Origin of the sequence: Allorhodopirellula solitaria (genome assembly GCF_007859855.1) — a bacterium.
In the GTDB taxonomy this organism is placed as follows: Bacteria; Planctomycetota; Planctomycetia; order Pirellulales; family Pirellulaceae; genus Rhodopirellula; species Rhodopirellula solitaria.
In genome coordinates, this window is the sequence record NZ_SJPK01000025.1 from 16,277 (window position 1) to 38,173 (window position 21,897).

At 57.1% G+C, this 21,897-nt stretch carries 16 protein-coding genes; 4 read left to right on the top strand and 12 right to left on the bottom strand.

The window, feature by feature from the left end:
* Positions 1-66: 66 nt before the first annotated feature.
* From CA85_RS22910 to CA85_RS22920, 3 genes are all read left to right on the top strand, one after another.
* Complete coding sequence (locus tag CA85_RS22910; protein ID WP_186775154.1) at positions 67-1,287, top strand: DUF1559 domain-containing protein; 1,221 nt, start codon at positions 67-69, stop codon at positions 1,285-1,287.
* 299 nt (positions 1,288-1,586) lie between these two features.
* Complete coding sequence (locus CA85_RS22915; protein WP_146393750.1) at positions 1,587-3,680, top strand: beta-L-arabinofuranosidase domain-containing protein; 2,094 nt, start codon at positions 1,587-1,589, stop codon at positions 3,678-3,680.
* A 60-nt stretch (positions 3,681-3,740) separates the two neighbouring features.
* Positions 3,741-5,192 carry a sulfatase family protein gene (locus CA85_RS22920; protein ID WP_146393752.1) on the top strand — a complete coding sequence of 484 codons (1,452 nt, stop codon included), beginning with the start codon at positions 3,741-3,743 and terminating at the stop codon, positions 5,190-5,192.
* A gap of 81 nt (positions 5,193-5,273) precedes the next feature.
* Here CA85_RS22920 and CA85_RS22925 read toward each other — a convergent pair whose 3' ends face one another.
* Complete coding sequence (locus CA85_RS22925) at positions 5,274-6,989, bottom strand: HAD family hydrolase (protein ID WP_186775155.1); 1,716 nt, start codon at positions 6,987-6,989, stop codon at positions 5,274-5,276.
* 499 nt (positions 6,990-7,488) lie between these two features.
* On the opposite strand from CA85_RS22925, the gene CA85_RS22930 reads away from it, so the two are divergent.
* Positions 7,489-8,424: a 2-hydroxyacid dehydrogenase gene (locus CA85_RS22930; protein ID WP_222435510.1), complete on the top strand. Its 936-nt coding sequence runs from the start codon at positions 7,489-7,491 to the stop codon at positions 8,422-8,424.
* An 8-nt stretch (positions 8,425-8,432) separates the two neighbouring features.
* Here the strand turns inward: CA85_RS22930 and CA85_RS22935 are convergent, their stop codons facing one another.
* The 11 genes from CA85_RS22935 to ligA all read right to left on the bottom strand — a co-directional run bounded on the left by CA85_RS22935 (position 8,433) and on the right by ligA (position 21,451).
* Positions 8,433-11,033 (bottom strand): M56 family metallopeptidase, encoded by a 2,601-nt coding sequence (locus CA85_RS22935; RefSeq protein WP_222435511.1) that lies wholly within the window; start codon positions 11,031-11,033, stop codon positions 8,433-8,435.
* Positions 11,034-11,046: 13 nt separating this feature from the next.
* A complete protein-coding gene (locus CA85_RS22940) occupies positions 11,047-11,460 on the bottom strand; it encodes a BlaI/MecI/CopY family transcriptional regulator (RefSeq protein ID WP_146393757.1) in 414 nt (137 codons plus the stop codon).
* A gap of 181 nt (positions 11,461-11,641) precedes the next feature.
* A complete protein-coding gene (locus CA85_RS22945; RefSeq protein ID WP_146393759.1) occupies positions 11,642-13,189 on the bottom strand; it encodes a cytochrome P450 in 1,548 nt (515 codons plus the stop codon).
* A gap of 132 nt (positions 13,190-13,321) precedes the next feature.
* The gene (locus tag CA85_RS22950) at positions 13,322-13,597 is read right to left on the bottom strand and encodes a type II toxin-antitoxin system PemK/MazF family toxin (protein ID WP_146393761.1); all 276 of its coding nucleotides are present in this window, start codon (positions 13,595-13,597) and stop codon (positions 13,322-13,324) included.
* A 122-nt stretch (positions 13,598-13,719) separates the two neighbouring features.
* Positions 13,720-14,427, bottom strand: a complete 708-nt coding sequence (locus CA85_RS22955; protein WP_186775156.1) for an alpha/beta fold hydrolase — start codon at positions 14,425-14,427, stop codon at positions 13,720-13,722.
* A gap of 225 nt (positions 14,428-14,652) precedes the next feature.
* Positions 14,653-15,027, bottom strand: a complete 375-nt coding sequence (locus tag CA85_RS22960; RefSeq protein ID WP_146393765.1) for a DoxX family protein — start codon at positions 15,025-15,027, stop codon at positions 14,653-14,655.
* Positions 15,028-15,053: 26 nt separating this feature from the next.
* Positions 15,054-15,491 (bottom strand): SRPBCC family protein, encoded by a 438-nt coding sequence (locus CA85_RS22965; protein ID WP_146393767.1) that lies wholly within the window; start codon positions 15,489-15,491, stop codon positions 15,054-15,056.
* Positions 15,488-16,051 carry an ArsR/SmtB family transcription factor gene (locus CA85_RS25920; RefSeq protein WP_246113088.1) on the bottom strand — a complete coding sequence of 188 codons (564 nt, stop codon included), beginning with the start codon at positions 16,049-16,051 and terminating at the stop codon, positions 15,488-15,490. Before CA85_RS25920 ends, CA85_RS22965 begins: the two co-directional genes overlap by 4 nt.
* A 70-nt stretch (positions 16,052-16,121) precedes the next feature.
* Positions 16,122-17,741: a serine hydrolase gene (locus CA85_RS22975; protein ID WP_146393770.1), complete on the bottom strand. Its 1,620-nt coding sequence runs from the start codon at positions 17,739-17,741 to the stop codon at positions 16,122-16,124.
* Positions 17,738-19,273: a DUF1570 domain-containing protein gene (locus tag CA85_RS22980; protein ID WP_146393772.1), complete on the bottom strand. Its 1,536-nt coding sequence runs from the start codon at positions 19,271-19,273 to the stop codon at positions 17,738-17,740. The genes CA85_RS22975 and CA85_RS22980 overlap by 4 nt, the downstream gene beginning before the upstream one ends.
* A 99-nt stretch (positions 19,274-19,372) precedes the next feature.
* A complete protein-coding gene (ligA, locus tag CA85_RS22985; RefSeq protein ID WP_146393774.1) occupies positions 19,373-21,451 on the bottom strand; it encodes an NAD-dependent DNA ligase LigA in 2,079 nt (692 codons plus the stop codon).
* Between the last annotated feature and the right edge of the window lie 446 nt (positions 21,452-21,897).

Below are 21,897 nucleotides of genomic sequence, written 5' to 3' on the forward strand. Positions count from 1 at the left end.
AGTTTCCTGCTAAACGCTCGTGCTCGTGCGAGCAAAACCGCTGGTACGCTGACAATGGAGATTCACTTGACTGGACATCGAAGGTTACCGCCCTGCTCCCGATCAGGCCGCACGCTGCTGGCGGTCGTCGTTTGTGTGATCTGCCTGCTGATCGTGCTGGCGTTGTTTTTTCCCGCCCTGGAGGCTACCCGTGAAACGGCGCGGCGGATGTCATGCAGTAACAATTTCAAACAGATCGGTTTGGGATTTCACAACTATCACGCCGCCTATTCGCAGCTTCCACCCGGTTGCGGTGGTACTGGCCCGACGCCGGGCGACGATGATCTGTCCAATCAACAGCGGTTGTCCGCATTGGTGCCGATCGTCCCGTTTTTGGAAGCGAGTCCGATGTGGCAATCGATCTCGAATCCCTACGAGACCGGTGACGAGCCGACCCCGGAGTTTTCGGAGCACGATCAGAAGTTTATCAAGGGTGACGCCTACTACCGCGACCGGTTTGATGAGCTGTCGACGGCGCCCGGTCCGTTGACCTCGGAGGACGGGACTCGCTATTTCCCAGCCATGGGCCCAGCACCGTGGCGCGCGAGCGTTTATCCACCGTGGCAAGAGGGGATGCGAACGTATCGCTGTCCGAGCGATCCGAGCGAGCGTCCCACCAAGCATGCCGGATTGACCAACTACGCCTGCAGTTACGGCGATGGGGTCGATACGATTGGCGAACGCGTCGAATCGATCTCACAGCGTGGCGTGTTCGCCAATGGGCGAGCGAGGTGTTTTGACGACATTACGGACGGTATGGCCAATACGCTGATGATGGCGGAAGTGGCGACCTTCCAGGGCACGCGCAGCGCCACGGGAAGCATCGCCGCGAACATCGCGGGGCTCCAAGAGGATCCGTGGCAATGTCTCGCGACCGTCGACCAACAGGGCAACTATCGCAGCGGCATCACGCTCCGCATGACGCCCGACGGCAAGGCCTCACGCGGTGGCAACTGGGCCGACGGTGCGATTTGCTGGACGGGAATCACCACTGTCCTGCCGCCGAACTCGCCGAGCTGCGATACGTCGATAGACAGCCGGCTCGAAGGCGTGTTCAGTGCCGCGAGTCGGCACGCCGGTGGCTGTCATGTGTTGATGGCAGACGGGGCGGTCAAGTTCATCACGGACTCGGTCGATACCGGCGATCTCACCCAGCCAAGTGTTTACCCCGACAGCCTCAGCCCCGCTGCGATCGACAGTCCTTATGGAGTTTGGGGTGCGCTCGGATCGATCCAAGGCAAAGAGTGACACGCGAGCGATCAAGGTGGTGCCCAACGACATTACTCGTCTCGAGCACGAGAGTGGGGCCGAGGCGTTCGCCAGGGCCCATCGATCTTCGCCCGGGGCAACGCCACTACGAATCTGCTGGTCATCATGTGTGCTGAAGGTCTGGTACAACAGGAAGGGAACAGCTGCGTTGTTTGGAAAAGATGTTCTGTGTGCATTTGTTCATTGACGCCCCGCCGTCGAGGCCGTGACCATTCGCGTGTGCGCGTCCATCGGCTGCACCAAAAATATTACCGTCGACGCTACAGAAGTCCCCACCCATGAAGCCAACCGTTCTGAATCCTCACGTCACGATGAACGTTTTTGTGATGGTCGTTTTCGCCAGTGCAGGAATCGCGAACGAGTCTGATTCCTGTCGCTTTAATCGAGCGCCGTTGATTGAAAAGCCCTACGCTGAGTTGCCATTGGGTGCGGTCAAGCCGGAGGGGTGGCTCAAGCACCAACTGGAAGTCATGGCTGATGGGCTGACTGGCAATCTCGACGAGGCTTACGAGGCCGTTTGCGGTGACCGCAATGCTTGGCTGGGTGGGGATGGCGATGCGTGGGAGCGTGGTCCGTATTGGATCGATGGGCTCTATCCGCTCGCGAAGCTGCTCGATGATGAGAAACTCGAAGCCAAGGCAATGCGATGGATCGACTGGACGTTAGCCAATCAGCGTCCGAGCGGTCAAATTGGCCCGTACGAAATCAAGCCGGAAGATCGAACTGCTGCACCGCCAGCAGGCGCCCAGTTCGCCGACCCGGATGACTGGTGGCCGCGAATGGTGATGATGAAGATTCTCCAGCAACACTACATGGCGACCGGTGATGACCGGTCGCTCTCCTGCATGTTGCGGTACGCACGGTTTCAGCTCAATGAGTTAAAATCGCGACCCCTGTATGAAGCCAATAACCCTGATAGTGGTTCGTGGTGGGCGGGGCGACGAGGCGGTGATAACGTGATGAGCGTTTATTGGCTCTACAACGTGACGGGAGAAGACTTCCTGTTAGAGTTGGCTGACCTGCTTGTCGAGCAAACCTATCCGTGGGTCGATGATTTCCAGTCAGGAAAAAACATGCAACTGTTTCGCTACAGCGAGCACCACAGTGTTGGTCAGGCCTACCACTGCGTCAATTTGGGGCACGCTCTGAAGTACCCGCTGGTGTTTGGCCAGCGTGGCGGCATCGAGCAGTCACTCGCTGTGACGATGAAGGCACTTCACGATATTCGCCGGTATCATGGGCAACCGCATGGGCTATGGGGCGGCGATGAGGGAATGCACGGTACCGATCCAACACGCGGCAGCGAGTTCTGTACTATTTCCGAAACCCTGTTTTCGCTGGAGAAGAACTTTGAGATCGTCGGGGACGTGCGGTTTGCCGACATGCTCGAACGAATCGCCTTCAATGCATTGCCAACCCAGGCCTCGGATGACTTCACCGCGCGGCAGTATTTCCAGCAGGCCAATCAGATTTCCTGTACGCACAGTCCTCACAAATTCACCAATCATCCCTACGAATCGAATCTATTCGGTTTGCTCAGCGGGTACCCATGCTGCACCTGCAACATGCACCAAGCTTGGCCCAAACTTACCGCACATTTGTGGATGGCTTCGCGGGACCACGGACTGGCCACGATGGCGTACGCTCCTTGCCGCGTCACGACCACGGTGGGCGAGACTACGGATGGCGAGGCAACCGAAGGCGAGACAACGGAGGTAACGATCGTGGAGGAAACGGACTATCCGTTCCGCGACACGGTTCGTTTCACGCTCAGCACAGAAGAACCGGTCCGCTTTCCTCTGCGGCTTCGTATTCCGCATTGGTGTGAGAACGCGTCGATCGAGATCAACGGTGATCCGGCACCGTCGCCGGCCAGGGGCACCATGGCGGTACTCGAGCGTGTTTGGAAGACAGGCGATACCGTGACGCTGCGATTGCCCATGAAGGTACGTTTCGAACGCGGGCACGAAAATAGTGTCAGTGTGATGCGTGGTCCACTCGTCTTTGCCTTGAAGATGGATGAACAGTGGACGGCTGGAAGTCATGGTCAGGAAGTTCGTTCCGAAACGCCGTGGAATTTTTCGCTATTCGAGAAAGATATCGTTTCCGGTGATGAGACCGTCGCGAGCAAGTTCGTCCTCAAGGACACTGGCGAGCCATTGTCCGACAATCCCTGGAATGTAGTGAACGCTCCCGTCAGTATCGAGGCTTTTGCGGTTCGCAATCCATTGTGGGGCTCGTATCACGACGAAGCCGGTCCGTTGCCGTGGAGTCCGGCGGGATTCCCCAAAGGCGAGAAACCGCAAAGGGTCAGATTGATTCCGTACGGCTGCAGCACCCTGCGTGTTAGTGCGTTTCCAACCGTGAATTAAGCACCCATTGCTCTGTACTCACGATCGCTTCCAACCACCTGAACTGCAAACACGATTACTATGCACGATCACCTGTACTTGCTGGCATTCTTGTTACTCGCTTTCCCAGCGACAGCGAGGGCTGCAGACCAACCGCCTCCCAATTTTGTGTTTTTCATCACCGATGACATCTCCGCCGAAGACATGGAGACTTACGGAGGTCCAATTCCCACTCCCAATCTCGACCGGCTGGCCGCTCGCGGCGTGACTTTTGATAACGCCTACGTGACGGCCAGCAGTTGCAGCCCGAGTCGATGCAGTATTATCACGGGTCGCTATCCGCATAACACGGGAGCTCCGGAACTGCACACGCCGCTGCCGCGAGATCAGTGGAAGTTTCCCGGTCGGCTGCGGCGCAGTGGTTACCACAGCGTCCTGAGTGGTAAGAATCACATGAGCTACAACGGCGTCCAGGAAGACGAGTCGAACCTCGCTGATGCCTTCGACAGGATTCTGCGGGGCGGAAGGCCCAGCGGCTCGGAGGATTGGGTGAAGACGTTACGCAATCGACCCAAGGACCAGCCGTTCTTTTTCTGGTTCGCTTCGCACGATGCACACCGTGCCTGGCAGCTAAACGAAAAGGCGCCTCGCTTCGAAACACAGGATGTCGTGGTGCCACCGTATCTCGTCGATGGGCCGAAGACTCGCCAGGATTTCCGGGGGTACTATCACGAGGTCGCTCGTACTGATTTTTATCTCGGATTGTTACTGGACGAGCTAGCCGACGAAGGCATCACGGACAATACGTTTGTCATATTCACGAGTGACAATGGCCGCCCGTTTCCCCGGTGCAAGACACGCTTGTACGACTCGGGTGCGAAAGTCCCCTTGGTCATCGCTGGACCGGGGGTCGCGATGAGTAAGCGGTCCGCATCGCTAGCGAGCCTGATCGACATCGCCCCGACCGTGCTGGAGCTGGCAGGCGTGGCCATTGCTGAGCAATTTCAAGGAGTCAGCCTGCTGCCAATCCTTCGTGATCCCGACAGCACGGTACGCGACTATCTGTTTGCAGAACACAATTGGCATACTTACCCCGCCAACGAGCGGATGGTGCGATTTGAGAACTGGACTTACATCCGCAACCACAATCATGAAGACCAGAATTTGTGTGCCGAATCTGCGGACAGGTTTCCAGCTGGCGCGGAGCTCTGGGAGGCGGAAGCCAACGGATTGCTGGCGTCCCAGCAACGCGATGTTTTCCTGAAACCACGACCGTTTGAAGAACTATACGACGTTCAGGCTGACCCTGATCAGTTCAACAATCTTGCAGACTCACCGGAGCACAGTGAGATCCTCGCTGAACTTCGCGATGTGATGGACAGGTGGTGCGAGCAAACAGGGGACAGCATTCCAAGCAAGCCCACTGCAGTCATCGGCAACATCACCCCCGGTCGGCGAGGCGAGTTTCCGGGTGCTTCCAACGATGCATCTCACCGCCTGCACCCCGGCCCCATTTTGCGAAAAGCGAACTGAGATGGTGTAGTGCGTCGCGAGAAATCATTCCACCAAAGAATTAGATCCGACGTGCTTCGCCATCCCGCCGACCATCGATCATTACCATTGCGGTTTGAATCGTTCGTGGATGTGGTCGGCGATCAATTCGCGGCTCTTCTCTGGCGTCAGGTCTTGAGTGCGTTCGATATCTTCGATTGCGGCAGCCAGATCGTCGTCTCGGATGATGTCGCGGAACCAGGATGAATAATCATGGCGTCTCAAGTGGTGAGTCCAGGTTCCGTCGTCAACTCCTTTTGCTGTTTTGATGAACTCTTTCAGATTGGCGGTGGAAAGAGATAGTTCGTCATCGGGGCCGCGAAAGACGAACTGGAGATCTTCGTCCATATCGCCTTCATAGTAGCTATGTTGATGACGCTGGCCTCCGCCGGAACGTGGCGACAGCCTACTGAACCATTGTGGCCGGCCGTCGCCACGACGCCACGCCAGTGCACGGTGGTCGCGCGAATCCTCGGGCGGATGAAAATCGGGCAAGTCTTCGCCCATGATTTCGCAGCACTGCTGGATGGCTTGCTGTGGTTCCTTGGCGATCGAAATGATCCAATCAACGTGCTCCATTACGGCCGGCGAGATTTGGTCGTGGTAGGCGGTGAGGAAGAGGAACCCTGCCAACTCTTCACCGCTCCACATCTCCGCCGGTTGCCAGGCTTTGGGCGCGGCATAGTGAGCCTCGTCAACGATTATCCAGTGCGGTCGTCCGGTGCGACTGCGGAGTTCGGCCAGAGCTCGAAATAGTTTATTGAAGTACTCCGGGCGGTCGTCCTTCTTGATCCCGAAAAAGCTGACGATGCAGTGATCGTCGGGCTGCTCGAGAACGCCAATGACCTCCTCAATCTCGGGGGCACGATCGGCAGTCCCCAGTGCGACTGACTCATCGAGTCCTTGGTAGTCGCCTTCCGGATCGATCACGCAGCACTGTTCGCCTCGCTCGGTCAACGTTTCCATAACGCTGATCGCAAATCGGCTCTTGCCACCGCCCGGTCCACCGGTGACCAGCACACTGTCGCCATAGCCTGGGATTGAAAACGGTTGCCCACTGAGTGTGCTGCCGATCGCGAGTTGTCGATCGGGCCGCTCTCGCAGTTCGGCCAGATCGCTTTGGATTATCCGATCGATTAGCTCCTCCACTCCCTCTCCTCGCGGCTTGGACAGCACGATGTCAGCCATCTCCTTGACGCTCGGTAAGGCATTTTCGACGGCGACCGCGACGCTGCAAGATCGCATCATTGCCGCATCGTTTTCTGCGTCGCCGACCGAGACCGCGTTGTGTGGTGAATAGCCCAATGAATGCAGCGCCTTGGCAAGTCCGGTTGCTTTGTTGACGCCACTGGGCAGTAGCATCACGGCGTCCTTGTTGAAGATGATCTGCAGGTCCAGTCCGAACGCTTGGATCACTTCCAATGAAATTGTCTCGAAAGGTTGCCAAGTTGCAACGATACAGCGTCCCGTTTCCAAGCGATCGACGCCCCGTTGTCGAAGTGTATCGACAAATTCAGGTGGTGGAGGGTCTGCCAATAGAGTTTCCTCGCCCGATTCAGGATCGAACAGCAACGCTCCATTCTCAGCGACGATCAGGTCGAACAGCGACACATCGGGGAACAGGTCCAGTACCGGTTCGAGCCGCCGGCCAGTGACCAACAGAACTTTGCGGCCCGAGTCACGCAGTCGTCGCAGGGCCTCGACGGTCGAATCGGCAACGATGCCGTCCTTCGCTAACGTTCCGTCGTAGTCTGCGGCAAGAATGTGGTAGTGCATCATCGTCCGAGTTTCCATGGAGGTCAGTGAGCTACGTTTCGATTGGATGAACGCGTCGCCTGATTGCGACAACGTAGGTCGTCATCCGCAATCACTGTGCCAACATGGAACGCCTTTTGCTCAGGTGGATACTTGCCTGGCCCCCGTTTGGCCGGACGCTTTGGCGAATCCTATCACTCGAAACCGGAGAAAGACCCATGGACGCCCCGAAGACAGGCGACATGTATCGCTGTGCAAAATGCGATCTTGAGATTCACGTCACCAAAGGCTGCGATTGCAAAGATTGCCGGACTGACTTTCAGTGCTGTGGTCAACGGCTGGAGAAAGTCACGGAACCGTCGGTGCAGAACTGATACACTGCGTCGAACCGGAATTCGGTCGAGCTGCCTTGATCGACGAGATGTGCCCAGGGAGCAAGCGTGCCGACGTGGCGAAAGTTGCTGCTCTGGACGATTTCAGTCCACGCGTTCATCCGTGACCACCGCAATGAGAGAGAACTTCAGTGAGTTTGCCACGAGTCATCGTCGATGGTCCGCTTTCGCCAGATTTGGAGGCGATGCTACACGGACAGGTGGAAGTGCTGCCTTGGCTGGCGCCGGGAACTGATTACGATGATACGATCGAGGGTGTCTACACCTACGGCCATCCCACTGTCGACGGGCCGCTAATGGATCGATTGCCAGGCCTGCGAGTGATTAGCAACAATGGCGTCGGCGTCGATCACATCGATCTCGAGGCAGCCAAGCAGCGGCGTATCCCCGTTGGAAACACGCCGGGCGCGGTGGACGGTGCGACGGCCGATATGGCGATCGCGTTGGTATTGGCAGCAGGCCGGCGAATTGTCGAGAGTGACCAGATGGCACGTGCGGCAGATTTTGAGCAACAGAGACCTCAACTGCTTATGGCACACGAGGTCCACGGGAAAACGATCGGCATTGTTGGCTTGGGGCGAATTGGGCGACAGGTGGCCAAGCGGGCTGCTGGATTTGAGATGCGAATTCTCTACCACAACCGTCATGAGAAAGCCGGCGACGATACAGGGGCGATCTATGTTTCGCTTGATCAGCTATTGGCAGAATCGGATTTTGTTGTTTTGACCGTACCGTTAACGGCGACAACCCGTGGCATGATCGGATCTCGCGAAATTGCCTTGATGAAATCAACGGCAGTGCTCGTCAACGTCGCCCGAGGCCCGATCGTGGATACTGCGGCGTTGACACAAGCTTTGCAGGAGCGAAGGATTCGAGGTGCCGGGTTGGATGTGACGGACCCAGAACCCTTGCCGAGGGACCATCCGCTACTTCGCCAGTCCAATGTCGTGATCACACCGCACCTCGGCAGTGCCACCTATGAGACGCGGCAGAAGATGGCGGAGCTCTCGATCGAAAACCTACTCGCTGGACTCCGAGGTGATGACTTGACGCATCAAGTTGGTTGAACGTGACGCTATCGCACTTCTAGTTTCGGAAGGTCCTGGCGAAGTTCGGCGAGTCCAGCTTCGGTGACATCGGTGCCCTGAAGCCATAGTTCTTTGAGATTCTTGAGCGACTTCAAATGACGAAGTCCCGCGTCGGTGACTTTCGAATTCTGCAAGCCGAGACGTTCTAGGTTGGTAAGTCCCGAGAGAAACCTTAGCCCATCGTCATTGACTTCGTTCTCGCCCAAACCCAGCACTAGCATTTTGAGCTGTTCCATGTCTTGGAGATGCTTAAGTCCTTTGTTGGTAAAGTGGTTTCCTTGAAATGAGAGCGTTTCAATTTTTGGCAAGGTGCTGAAGTAGTCCAGCGATTTGTCGGTGATATTGGAATTGCTGAGGTGAATCGTTTTCAGGTTCTTGCAGGTTGCAATCCACCGGGCGCCCTCATCGCTGACAGCTGTCGCATCCCACGCATAGAGCTCCTGGAGGCTATTCATGCCACTGAGGTTGGCAAGCCCTGAATCCGTCGCTTGTTCACGAACGAGCATGAGTCGCTTGAGTTTTGAAAATTTCGTCACATAGGACAAGCACTCGTCGCAGTTCAATGAATTCTCTTCACGCCCCATGCGCTCGTCTTCATGATAAACCATGTTGACTTCAATGACATGCTCGCTCCCATCGATTTCTTCCGTTGCCACCCAACCACCGAGTTGCTTAATCGCTGCGATCGCAGCCTGCTCAGCCAGATGGTTGGTAGCTCTTTCGGAGAGCGCTACCGGGGAAGCGGGCTGCGTCGCGTCGATCGGTTTTACACGTATCTCCAGCTCAGTGGTTTCCCCCTCGGCGATGTCGATACCCTCACGGCCGAGCCGGTCCGTGTTGACGCCTCGCCAAGCTGGGCCGAGGTACATTCCGAAGTAGCGGTGACCGGCGGACAGCATCAACTCAAACGACCCATCACGCTGTATCTTGGCTGATGGCATTCCTGCAAAACCGCGTCCGCTTGAATCCATCTCACTGATGTCCATCTGCTCGCCCTCATTCAACTGAATCGGTTGCTCTGTGAGGACATTGATGACGCGCCCCTTGACGAGTCCACCTTGGCTCCATTGGAAATCTCGCCGGTTGCTGCCAGTAGCGAGAGTGACCTCCGGCTGAAACAGATTCGGGCGATTCGGCATCACGATGCTCATGCGGTAGCTTCCCGGTGGCAGGCCCGCAACGCGGTACCGACCATCGCTATCGGTAGTCGATCGCGTCCAAGTGTCGGCAGCGACCTCGTCGTTCCATAACTCAACACGCGCACCGACTGCAGGGGCGCCCGACTCTTTCAGAACGACTCGACCTTCGATCTCGGCCGGCCGCTGGATGGTGATGGACATCGACTCCGCAGACGACTTGGTTTCGCCTGGCGACGGAACGATCTTCTGTCGTTCTACCGGGGCGTTGTCTGGCTGTTGCTCGACCTGTGGCTGATTGGTTGCCTCGTTCACTGGCACCGGTGGTTGAGCAAGTCCAAGTCCACCGCAAAGCAGAATCGCCACCGTTGTCACGCAAAATCGCCATCTCAATGAGAGTCCCGCCGACGGCGTGCCACGCATCCCCAGCAACCGAATGACACGCGATCGAGTACCTGACATACCAGCTGCCAGAACTAGCTCGCGACAATTGCCCGAGGTGTCCGACCAATGGGTAAGGACGGCCGCCAAATCAGTTGGGTCACTTCCGGCCGCAATGGCCCAATCGTCGCATGCCTCTTCACATGCTTCATTAAATAGTTTGCGCATCCACCAAACTAGCGGCTGGAGTGGCATCAGGACCACAGCCAATTGCACCCAAAGCCTTGACCATCCGTCGCGCCGTTTGATATGTGCCAATTCGTGAGCAAACATGGGCGCAATCTGATTCTTATCGAGTTGATTCATTGCGACGTCCGGTAGCAGCAAAACGGGTCGAAAGTACGCAAGAACCATCGGTGTCGATATCTGATTGCTCACCAAGAGACGCGGCGGCGTCGCGAGACCAACACGCTGGGCTGCATCGGATGCCGCATCCAATAGGTTTGTCTGTTCGCATGCGTGAGCTCGCCTCAACATTCGTCGCACGGCGATGAAGCTGGCTACGAGTCGGGCCAAATGGAACCCGCTTAGGGTCAACCATACGATTCCAATCACGCCGAAAATCACGCGGCTTTGCAGCACGCCGGACAAGAAGGCAAACCTCGGCGAGTTTGGCTTCGGATCCGAGATTGTTGCGTTAACAATGGGGCGATCGACTCGCCCGGCAGAATCAGCAGATCGGTCGACGCCCGGAAACGCACTCGGGACATGACCACTGACGCTCGGACGAAGCACGCTATTTTCCGGACGTACCGGTAGCTTGGAATCCAGGGTAACCTGTTCGGCGTGTGCCGCGGGTATCGGTAACGCCCACCCACTGGATCGCGACAGTAGACTTGTCACGGGCAACAGGACACATGCGGTAATGGCGATGGTCAGTACCCATGCACGCGCAGCGGCTCGAGTTACAAACCATCGAACCGTCAACAATCCCAGCACACCGACCAGGGTGCTCTGCCACAATGAATCGACCAACAATCTTTGCCAAGGCTCGGTTGGCAAAGTCGTCAAGAGGCTGTTGAAATCATTCTCCATTGCGTCGGCCCTTTTTGTTTGCGGTTGCTTTGCGACGTTCATCAATGAGATTGCGGAGCTCACTCAATTCTGAATCGGATAAGCCGGCTTCATCAATCAAGCTCGAGAGAAGCATCCGCGGATCACCAGAAAAGACTGTTTTTAGCAATTCCCCCAGTTTGTTTTGTCCAACCTCTGTCCGCTCTCGGGCGGCGCGGAAAACGTACGCACGCCCTTCGGTGCGATGTTGGAGCCATCCTTTCTTCTCCAGCTTCTGCACAGCCGACAGAACGGTTGTGTACGAAACCGAGCGGCGTTTGCCGATCGCGTCGACCAACTGAGCGACAGTCGCCTCCTCCAGTGTCCACACCAGCTCCATGACTTCGCTTTGAAGTGAGCCCAATCCAGGTATCTTTTCACTCATGACAGCTCCTGCGAGTTTCTACGTCGTTCTGACGTACATTGTAGCGACGTAGCTGGTTCCCTGTCAAGCCTTTTCATGTCATCCAATCCATCCTGAGTGGAAGATGGGATAGTGCAGCACACTTGGCTTGCCGCTGACCAACCCGCCGCAACCCGCGCTGGACCGGCTTAGACCGGCGAAGTCACTCGGCCGCTCGCAGCGTCATGTCGATGAGCGTGCCGTCTTGGGGCTTCGTCGAAACGCCTGCTTTCTCAGTGTTGTCTTCGCTGGCAGCGGTAAACCGGAAGAGCTTCACGAATGCACCCACGACGAGATAGACTTCGAGCTGCCCTAAGTGTTTTCCAGGGCAGACTCTTGGTCCGTGGCCGAAGCCAAAGTGCAGCTGGTCTTTGGAACTGGATTTCTGCTGAGTCAATTGCTCCCACCGTTCGGGCGCAAACTCGCTAGCGCGGAATCCTGTTGCATCCACCCCCCAAAAGTCCTCGTTTCGATTGGCATGCCAGACATCCAGCAGAATGTGAGTTCCCGCGGGAATCTGCATTCGCCTGCCATCAGCTGTCTCGATCCACGTCTGTTTGGTTGCCCTGCGGGGGAGGAAGTAGAGCGACGGTGTCAGGCGAAGTGTCTCCTCCATGACGTAGCCGAAGTATTTTGCCTCTCTGATGGCTGCGGGTGTGTAGTCGTCGACACTCTTGAGCTCTGCAAAAACTCGCTCTTGCGCCTCGGTATGTCTCGCGAGGTGAGAAATTGTCCAGGTCGCGTAGGAGGTGGTTGCTTCCAAGGCACCGGCAAGAAACACCTTGATGTTGCTGCGAAGCTCCTCATCCTGCGCGTCGATCTTGAAGTGACTCCACATTCCCGCTCCTGAGCCGCGCGCTTCCAGGACGAGATCCGTGAGCTTGTCCAAGGCTGCGAAATCCGCAGCGATCTGTGACTTCTTTCCAAAGCGACCTGCGAGCAATGCAGTCGGGATGCCGAAACGGTTCGTGACGGTGTCAGTGACGATGTGGTCGATCAGCCGTTCAATCGCCGGTACATACTCCTGGCGAATATCCTCATAGGCAATCTCTGCACCGAAGTAGCAGGCGACGAGCAATTCCAACATCAGTGGCTTGATCTCAGCTTCGACGGCCATCTGAACCGAAGAGCAGCCATTCTCCTGCAAGTGCTGGCGAAAGACCTCCAGCCGATGCCCAACGGTCTTGCTCAGTGTTTGGGCAAATCCTCGAAACACTTCTGGCTGGAAGAGTGCGGTTTTGCCAAATGGTGCTGCCGCGGCTTTTCGTTGACGCCTCCAGAACGGACCGTTTGCGAACAGGAGCGTGTCGCTTCCCGTCGCCCTGGCGATACCCGCCGATGGCAGCGTGTCGCGATCGAACTGCCCGTCCCGATCACCCGTGGCCGTTAAGATCGCTCGAATGACCCCAGGATCCCGCGTGACGAGCACGGGAGGAAAGCCAGGAGCGTCCATGTAGCGATTGTGCTTCCCAGCTCCTTCGGCGTCGTCGGCATCGTGAAAGTAGGTTTCCAGAATCGCGATCGGACGCTGATAATTCCAGCGGTGGGGAAAGGGGAACGCTGGCCTCGACCGACTGCCGAACAAGATCGGCACGCGAGTGGGCCTGCAATCACCTTCGAACGGATTGGTCCCCAGCATCTGGCCGGGGATCCGGCAGAGGCGGCGGAGCCCTGGGACGCGGTCTGCCATGCTCGTTTCAGGGTTGTTCATCTCAGTTGCCTTTCCCACAACGTGGCCAAGGGTGCCGACCTGACATTACCTTAGCGACATTCTCAACCGGAATGTTGTTGATTGGGGCCACGATCATCTGTGCTTCAGCAAAAGGCGGCGTCCGGATAAGAATTATCGGAGAAAGAAGGATGCTTGCTGGAAACGCAACCCAGTTAGTACTTGCTCTACTCGATGCTGAGAGAGCATACCGATCAGATCGCTGAATAGTGCCTTGGGAACCGTCGATATCTGCGAGACGACAATCACACTCTGCTTCGTCAAACCGCCCTCCCCAACGTTCAGTAGCACGTTTCCCCGTTCTTGAGCACGACACAGATTGGAACTGAGGGCGCAAACGACCACGGTGTCGATCCGCGAGCGATTGAAGACGTCTTCTTGAACCACCAAATGTGGATGAGCGACGCCGGATACAGAATCGCTGCATGTGACTTTCGGTCAATCTTTCTACCGTCGTCGCTGGTAGAGTTGCGGTAATCAACGATCCGACGTCCTGATCCACCGCCGTAACCCTAACTGCAGAGGAACTCCAAGACACATCTCTCGACTATTGCAGGTTGTTCCTTGTGAGCTTCGTGCCCAGCGAGGGGAATATTGGCGAAACTGCAGTGGTCGATTCGATTCACCAGATCAACTGCAGCTTGCCTCGAAAACAGATGATCCCTATCTCCGCGTATCACAAGGACATCCGCTCCGGGGAGGTTCTCGATCTTGTCTGGAAAGCCAGTCGCGGTCGAATCGAGCCACATTTTGACGGCACACTTCACAAGCCTGTCGAAGTCCGGCTCGGGATTCAAACGCCGGTAGGTTTCATAGGAAGCGGGGAACTTCTCCCGCCAGCTCTTCCCCGTGACCTGCTCAAGAATTCTCCGCACAGGGGCGTCTGGCTCCAGTTCAACGTCGGCGCCGATCGTCACCAGTTTCTTGACATTGATCTCATTGGATACCATCAGCCGGTAGCCGACGATGCCGCCATCGCTGAATCCTATGATTGACGTGCAATCCATTTCGAGGTGGCGAAGTACTGCTAACACGTCTTTTTCTAGACGCTGATAGGTCAGTTCTGCATCACCTAGCGTTGAGCGTCCATGCCCGCGGCTATCAACTCTGATTACCCGGAATTGGGTTTCCAGTCCGGAGGCTAAGTCCGCGCAGTCATCAGCGCATCCTATTCCGCCATGCAGTACAACCAGTGGAGGCGCCGTGACTTCACCGAGCACGCTGAACGAAATAGCGGCGCCGCAGACTTCGATCGTGGAGCATTGCTGGCAAGCAGCCCCCGTCGCACTAGGCTCACTCAGATCAGACGTTGTCATCGGGCTTACTCCTTTATCGTAGTTTTGTCGTGACTCGTGAACGAAACGGCTCGCCACGTTAGCCGGCCCGTACCGGACGGCATTTCAGTGGGGCGTTCTAGTTCACCCCTAAGTTTGTGATAGCAGATTCTATGCTTCTCCTGGGACCAGGACGAATCGGCCATAAGCAACAATCAAGCAGAGGCCAGCGACGACCAGCCAGTAGATAACAGGGCCAAGTGTTCGGTCTCCTGAATAGAGATGCAGTACCGTGAACAGGACCATTTCTGCGGCAATGCAAACAGCCGCCACCGGAGCCAAGAAAGCCAGTGGCTGATAGAATGCTGGGGTGAGCAAGGCCAGAGCAAGCACGAGTTCGAAGCCACCCATTGCTATCCACAATGGATTCGGAATCGCGTTCAAAGTGGGCATGGTTTGGTCGACCGAATTGGTGAATTTCCATACTGCCCCCATCGCGGTGTGCAGGGCCAATAAAATCTGAAGGCCCCAGAGTAGGATATTCATTCTTTCTTTGCCTCGATTCGAGTAGTTTATTCGTCGTTTTCTGCTTCGATTGCAAGAACGGAGAGCCGCGATAGCATCTCAGTCCATCCTGCGTCGGCACCGTAGAATGCCTGTTTGCCGAGTGTTCGTGTGGTATCAAAGCCTGAATGTTGAAAGAAAAGGCGTGTGCCGCTGCCCTCGGGCTTCAGGATGAAACTCACTTGCGTATTGGATAATTCGCCCGCAGACCAGGTGAAGACGAGACGTTTCGGTGGCTCGCACTGAAGCACTTCACAGTGGACAGTGAGCCCGTCAAATCCAACGTCGGGCTTCGCAGGTACGATGAAGGAAAATCGATGCCCAACTCGTGGCTCGAAGTCATTCGGGTACATCCATTCGGCGAGGCCACGACTTTCGGCAATGGCCGCCCAAACCTGGTCGGGTGACTTCGGAATGAGCAGTTCTTTCTGAATATTGCTGTTCATTTGGTCGTGTCTTTTGCTAGGTGCTCTTCAAGCCGTTTGAGTCGCTCGTCCCAGAACCGGTCATAGTGCCTGATCCAGTCATGCACGGGCTCAAGTCGCTCGGGAACCAAGCGGTAGCGGCGTTCGCGCCCCACACGCTGATCCGCCACCAATCCGGCATCACGCAAGATGCGAAGATGCTGCGAGACAGCGGGCCTGCTCATTTCAAATCGACCAGCAATCCAGTTGACCGGTTGGGGCCCCTCGATCAACAGATCGAGCATTTGGCGGCGGGCCGGATGGCTAATCGCGACAAATGCATCAGCTACAGTATCGGAACTCAATTTCATAAAATCATGATAGGTAAGGGAGTGCTTACGTGTCAAGTGCTGCGGGTGATGAGCGTCCGCGTTGATGCTCGGGATTGGTGCGCCCGAAAGATAACGGAGGTAGTCCTTGGGGCTAACTCGGTATTGGGCGATAACTGCTCCGGTGGTTACCGACGAGGCAGGCAGTGCCCCGGCAAGAAGCGATCCGACCAAGCGGGCGTCATCTGCCGCGCGCGAAATCGCAAGGAACATCTCGCGGTGATCTTCGGGGCATCAGAAACTATGCCGCCCTGCACGTGGATCTTCCTCTCAGGTCAAGTCGCTACCTGCTATTCGTCCAGGTGCCAAGGCCTGTCATATCGTAGAATTCCGACGTCGCCGAAAACGCCCGCCCGTCTTCGACATCGAACGTGATCCCTGTCGGCCCGACCGAATTTTCACCTGGCGGCGTGAAGAGGAAGACGTTGCCGTCGTAAGGCGTTAAGACAAACTTCATCGCCTTGGGTCCGAGCGTCATCACGAGGGTCCCCGACGAATGGTCGACCGTCATTCGGCCATAGTAGTCGTTGTCGTACGTTCCTGCGTAGGTCGACAGACGTGCCGGTGGAGCTGGATTGTCAACGGGCATGCTCCAGTCGGTTGGAGTCTGTGATTCATAAATGTCCGCGAAGACGCCCATGTACCCGCTCAGCCAGTCCCGTGAGACCTCGCCATCGACGATCAAGTCGAGTACCGTGTCCGACGTGGCCTCGGCGAGTCCGACGGGCTGGCCGTTGGTGATCGTCACCACACCGAGACGCTGTCCCGGAATCATGGAAAAGTTGGTGCCAGTGCCGAGTAGAAATGCTCCTGAGTGAGACCAGTTGGTGTATCCATCGTCACGAACACTGATGCCCATGCCGAGTCCATACAGGTTCGTGTGCGCGCTCGGCGTGCTCGGTCGCCCCTTGATGCTGTGCGGTGTCTGCATGGCCAGCAGAGCCGCTGGATCGATGATCGGTTGGCCATGGAGCTCACCAGCGGCGAGTTGCAGACGCAGCCACTGGGCGAGGTCATTCGCGGTCGATAATACGCCGCCGGCGGCCGACTGCGCGTCGGGGTCACGCTGGTGAGTGGTGACAATCCAGTTGCCTTCGGGATCGCGTTGGTGCGGCACGGCGCGGTTGTCAGCGGCGAGGTAGTCGTCGAACCGCGCCGACGAATGGATCATCCCGGCGGGGGTGAATAGCCTATCCTCCATCAGCTCATCCCATGGCTTCCCTGCCGCAACGGATGCAGCCTCGGCTGCCGCGGTCAGTCCAAAGTTGGTGTAGTGATGCTCGGCGCGGAATGGGAAGAGTGGTTGCAGAGAGAGTCGGTCGAGAATTTGGTGGCGGTCGAAGCCGAGATCTTCGAGCAAGTCCCCTGCGTGGGCGGGCAAGCCGCTGCGGTGGCTGAAGAGGTCGGCGTAGGTGACATGTTCGGTGACGTAGGCGTCCGACAGCTTGAAGTCGGGCAGGTGTTCGACCACCGGATCATCCCAAGTGATCATGCCATCACCGACGACACCAGCGACCGCCGTGGCGCTGAGCGCTTTGGACAACGATGCGATCTGGAAGACCGTGTCCGGTCCGACCGGCTCCTCGCCGCCGAGTTCGCATACGCCGAATCCCGCTGAATACACGACCTCATCATTGAACACGATGGCAACGGCCATGCCGGGCACCCCACTCTCTCGATGCATCGTCTCGACACGTTCCGGAATGTGCTCGAGGGCCGCGTCGACGTCCTCTCGGCTCACGCTCTGGCGCGGGTCACCGGGCGGACTGGCGGGGGCTTGAGCCGCCGATGAAGACTCGTCGGCTTGCGCTGCCGAGCAGGTGGCTAAGATCAGGCTGATCGCCACACCAAGCCCCATCCACCGCAGAGCAGTTGTTCGGATTCCCCCCGCCGAGATTCTCACATCCCCTCCTCAGCCAAACGCTCCATGTCGGTTCGAAGCGTGCGCATGTAGCGTCGCCATTCCATCTCGAGCTGCGCTCGATCTCCAAAACACTCGTCAAAGATCGAAAGCAAGTTGTCGCCTCGTTCCTGCAGGATGGCAACGGTCATCTCTCCTTCGTGTTCTTTGATCTCGCCTAGCTTTTTATAGAACTGCATCAGTTCCATGAAATGCTCGTTGAACAAAAAGTGCGTCAGCGCCCAGGCTTGACCGTAGGCGGGCAGTTGGTTGCCGAGGGCTGTCTCGATCAAGAAACCGAGATCCGAGACGATGAATTCGAGACTGCCACGCTGTGGGTCTCCTTCGAGCACGCGGTAGTAGCTGATCCGACTCGAATCGACGACACCGACACCGCTCCATTTCGCCAATTTCGCCGACTCGAAATACGACGCCATGCCTTCATGGACCCAGCGGACAAAGGCCGCGTCGCGCGGGAAGACCCCGGTATTGGCGGCCAAGTGATGGATTGCTTCATGCGACACCGTTGAGACATCTTCGCTTTCGCGGGTAATGTCGATGAGCAGCTCAATCGTCTTGGCAAAGCGAATCAATTGGCCTGCACCGGGACTGCGATTCCGCTTGGCCGCCTCTCGAGCGGCAACGAGCTGTCGGTCGAGTTCCATCAAGATCTGGAATTGCTCGGAGGTGCCAGAATCGTAGAACATCGATATGTTCTCTTTGGGCAGGTAGAACCCAGCGGCCTGCCGGAGCGACCCGCCCAATCGGCGTTCCATCTGCAAAAAATCTGCTTGGCGACTGAACAGCACAACCTCCAAGGGCTTCGTTGGTGGTCGTAGGAAAACGCCATTGAATGCGAAAGTCAGGAAATAGGATTCATACACTGTCTCGAGCAATTCCAAACGCATCTCCGCCCGCGTCTTGCCCGTCGTTTCGTCGGTCGTCGAGTTGGCATCGTGCAACAGCAAAAAGTGTTTACTGCGGGTGGCGACCATGCTCTCTCCGCCAACATAATCGCGAGCGTGTTTTTCGACTGCAGGATCGGAGGCGACCGGCCGATTGATGTACCGCATCAATCCAGCGATTTTGGCGAGCCGCTCGTGAGTGGAATCAATCTTCCACGCCACGCTCAACAGCGACTTGGATTCCTTGAGCATCCCATTGCGAAGCGCCCATTTTGCCAGCTCCAAGACTTCTTCGACGTCATCGGAGTTGCGGACTTCCCGCAGACGCTGTCCATAGATCGCTCGCGGCGTAGGAATTTTGATGACATCGATATCGCGGGCACTGAAGTGCAGTGATCCGCGGGGATGTCGGTGCGTCGCATTGCCGCCTGCATGATACGTGACGGTCCCCTCGAGCAGGAGATTGAGGTCCGTTCCTGGCAGTTGATAGACCGTGTAATCGGCGCGAGCCGAACCGCCCATGACCACCAGTAGTAGCAGCAGCAGCGAGCAGCTGGCCCTGCACATGCGGCGACACCAGTCGGCACTCTCGTTGGATCGCGATTGAGTTATGAAAGAAGATTCTGTCATCCGTTTGTCGCCCGACTTACCGAGTCATTTGTGTGGGGAGGCGGAACGCATCGTTCGCTGTGCAGACCGAAGCGGGAGCCGCTCACAACGGTGGCCGATTTAGGGGTCGTATCGCGACCGAAACTCGTCCTCGCTAATCACTTCGACGCCCAGGCTCTCGGCCTTGTTCCGCTTGCTGCCAGCTTTTTCTCCGGCGATCACGAAATCGGTGCTCTTGCTGACGCTGCTCGCCGCCCGCCCACCGAGTTCCTCGATTCGAGCTTTGATCTGGTCACGGGTGTAGTTGGCGAGTGTTCCGGTCGCCACAATGGCTTTCCCTGCCAGTGGCAATTCGCCTGCATCAGCAGTCTCCGCTGGCGGTTCGGGCTCGCTGAGCACCACGCCGGCGGACTCCAAATCGGCAAACACAGCCGCCCCCTGATCGCTATGCAGAAAGCTCACGAGACTCTCGGCGATCCGTTCGCCAATCTCGTGAATCGCTGCCAATTGCTCCGTCGTCGCCGACTGCAACTGAGGCAGACTCCAGTATTTGGCGGTGATCAATTTGGCGACCCGGGGGCCGACGTGACGAATGCTGATCGAAGACAGCAGGCGAGCGAGCCCACGCGTGCGACTCGCTTCAATCCCGGCAACCAAGTTCTCGGCATTCTTGCGTCCGAACTGGACATCGATCAACTCGTCGCCTTTACCTTTGCGTTGACGCGGCCAGGTCAGGTTTGCGAGTGTGTCGGCATCGAGCCGGTACAAATCGGCAAAGGACGCTACCAGTTTTTTCTGGAGTAGAAGGTCCACGACTTCCTCGCCCAATCCGTCAATATCCATGCCTGCGCGACTACCGAAGTAGACGAGTCGTTGCCGAAGTTGGGCGGGGCACTGTGGATTTGTGCAGCGGATGTAGACACCGCCCTCATCTCGGCTCAGCGGCCCGTCACACTCAGGACACTGCTCCGGAAACTCGAAGGTTGGCAGCTCCTCGGTACGGGCGTGCTTCTCCACCCTGACGACTTTCGGAATGATCTTGCCTGCCTTTTCGACCACAACGAGATCGCCCACTCTCACGTCGAGCCGTTCAATCTCGTCGGCGTTGTGCAGCGAGGCACGTGATACCGTGGTGCCAGCAATGTCTACTGGGACGAGGTATGCCACCGGCGTGATGGTGCCCGTTTTTCCGACTTGGACCTCGATCGCTTCGAGCCGCGTGGTGGCTTCGTAGCGTTCGAATTTGTAGGCGATGACCCACCGGGGGCTTTTACTGCGAACGCCGAGCGTTTCCCGTTGGGCGAACGAATCGACTTTGAATACGATCCCGTCGACTTCAAAGGGCAATTCGGGCATGCCTTTTTCGAGTTTCGCGACTGCGTCGAGGGCAGCGTCGACCGAATCCAGCCGTACGGCGTTGGGTGTGGAGGGGACGCCCATGCGGTCGACCCACTGCAGAAAGGCTTGATGACTATCCACATCGACGCCGATCAACTCGCCGCTGCCGTGACAGAAAAACCGCAGCTTGCGGGTGGCCGCAATCTTCGGATCGAGCAGGCGGATCGTGCCGGCGGTGACGTTCCGTGTGTTTTTATACGGTTCGGCCCCGGCTTTCGCCTGCCGCACATTCAGGTCCGCGAGATCTGCATCGGTCATGTAAATCTCACCCCGCAGTTCGGCAACTTCCGGCGGTCGTTCCGTTTCCAACCGCAGTGGCAGATCGCGAATCGTGCGGACATTGTGTGTGATATCGTCACCCACGACACCGTTGCCCCGCGTCAGGGCCAAGGCCAGTTCTCCGTTCTCGTAGCGAATCGAACCGGCGACCCCGTCAATTTTGTACTCCATCACCCAGCCCACTGATTCGCCGTCGGCAAGTGTGGGAGCCAACAATTTCTCAATTCGCTGCATCGCGGCCTTGAGGTCGTCACGGCTGTAGGTATTGTCAATCGACAACATGGGGACACGGTGCGGCACCGAGACCAGGTGCTCGACAATGTCGCCGCCAACACGCTGGGTCGGGGAATCCGGCGCAGCGAGATCGGGATGCTGCTGTTCCAGTTCGACCAGTTCCGCCATTAGCGTGTCGTACTGCAAATCGGAAATTTCCGGCGCAGCGTCCTGATAGTATCGCTGGTCGTGATAGCGAATCTGTACGACCAGGTCGTCAATTCGTTTCTGAATGGATTGGTCCGCCATCTCGACTAAAATGCCTAGCTATTTATGAGGAAATCGATCGTTCGCTGGAAATTTTACCCGCGCCCAGCCAACCGCGGGGAGCTAATTCGCCACTAGAGGGGAATTTAGGGATAGCAGCAGGGATACCGATGAGAACAGACGATTTCGTTCTCGGTTTCGTTCCCATGGGGCGATAAGATGCGATCCTCAGACATATTTATTTTCCTTCCTTCAAGGAGATCTAACCGGAGTCGACCAGGGTGGCATCCGTCACCGACAAGTTTTCTCAAGCGCTGAATACCCCCTATGACTGCCTGGCGGGACTGATTCGTCCCCGTAATTTTGCGGAATCGTTTTAACCGTCACGGCTCTCATGAATCGCCTGGAATGGACCGATTGCCCTACTGTAGCGCATGACCGCGGCGGGTGGGGATTCTGTCCTTCACCAGCCCGATTGAGCCGCTTTG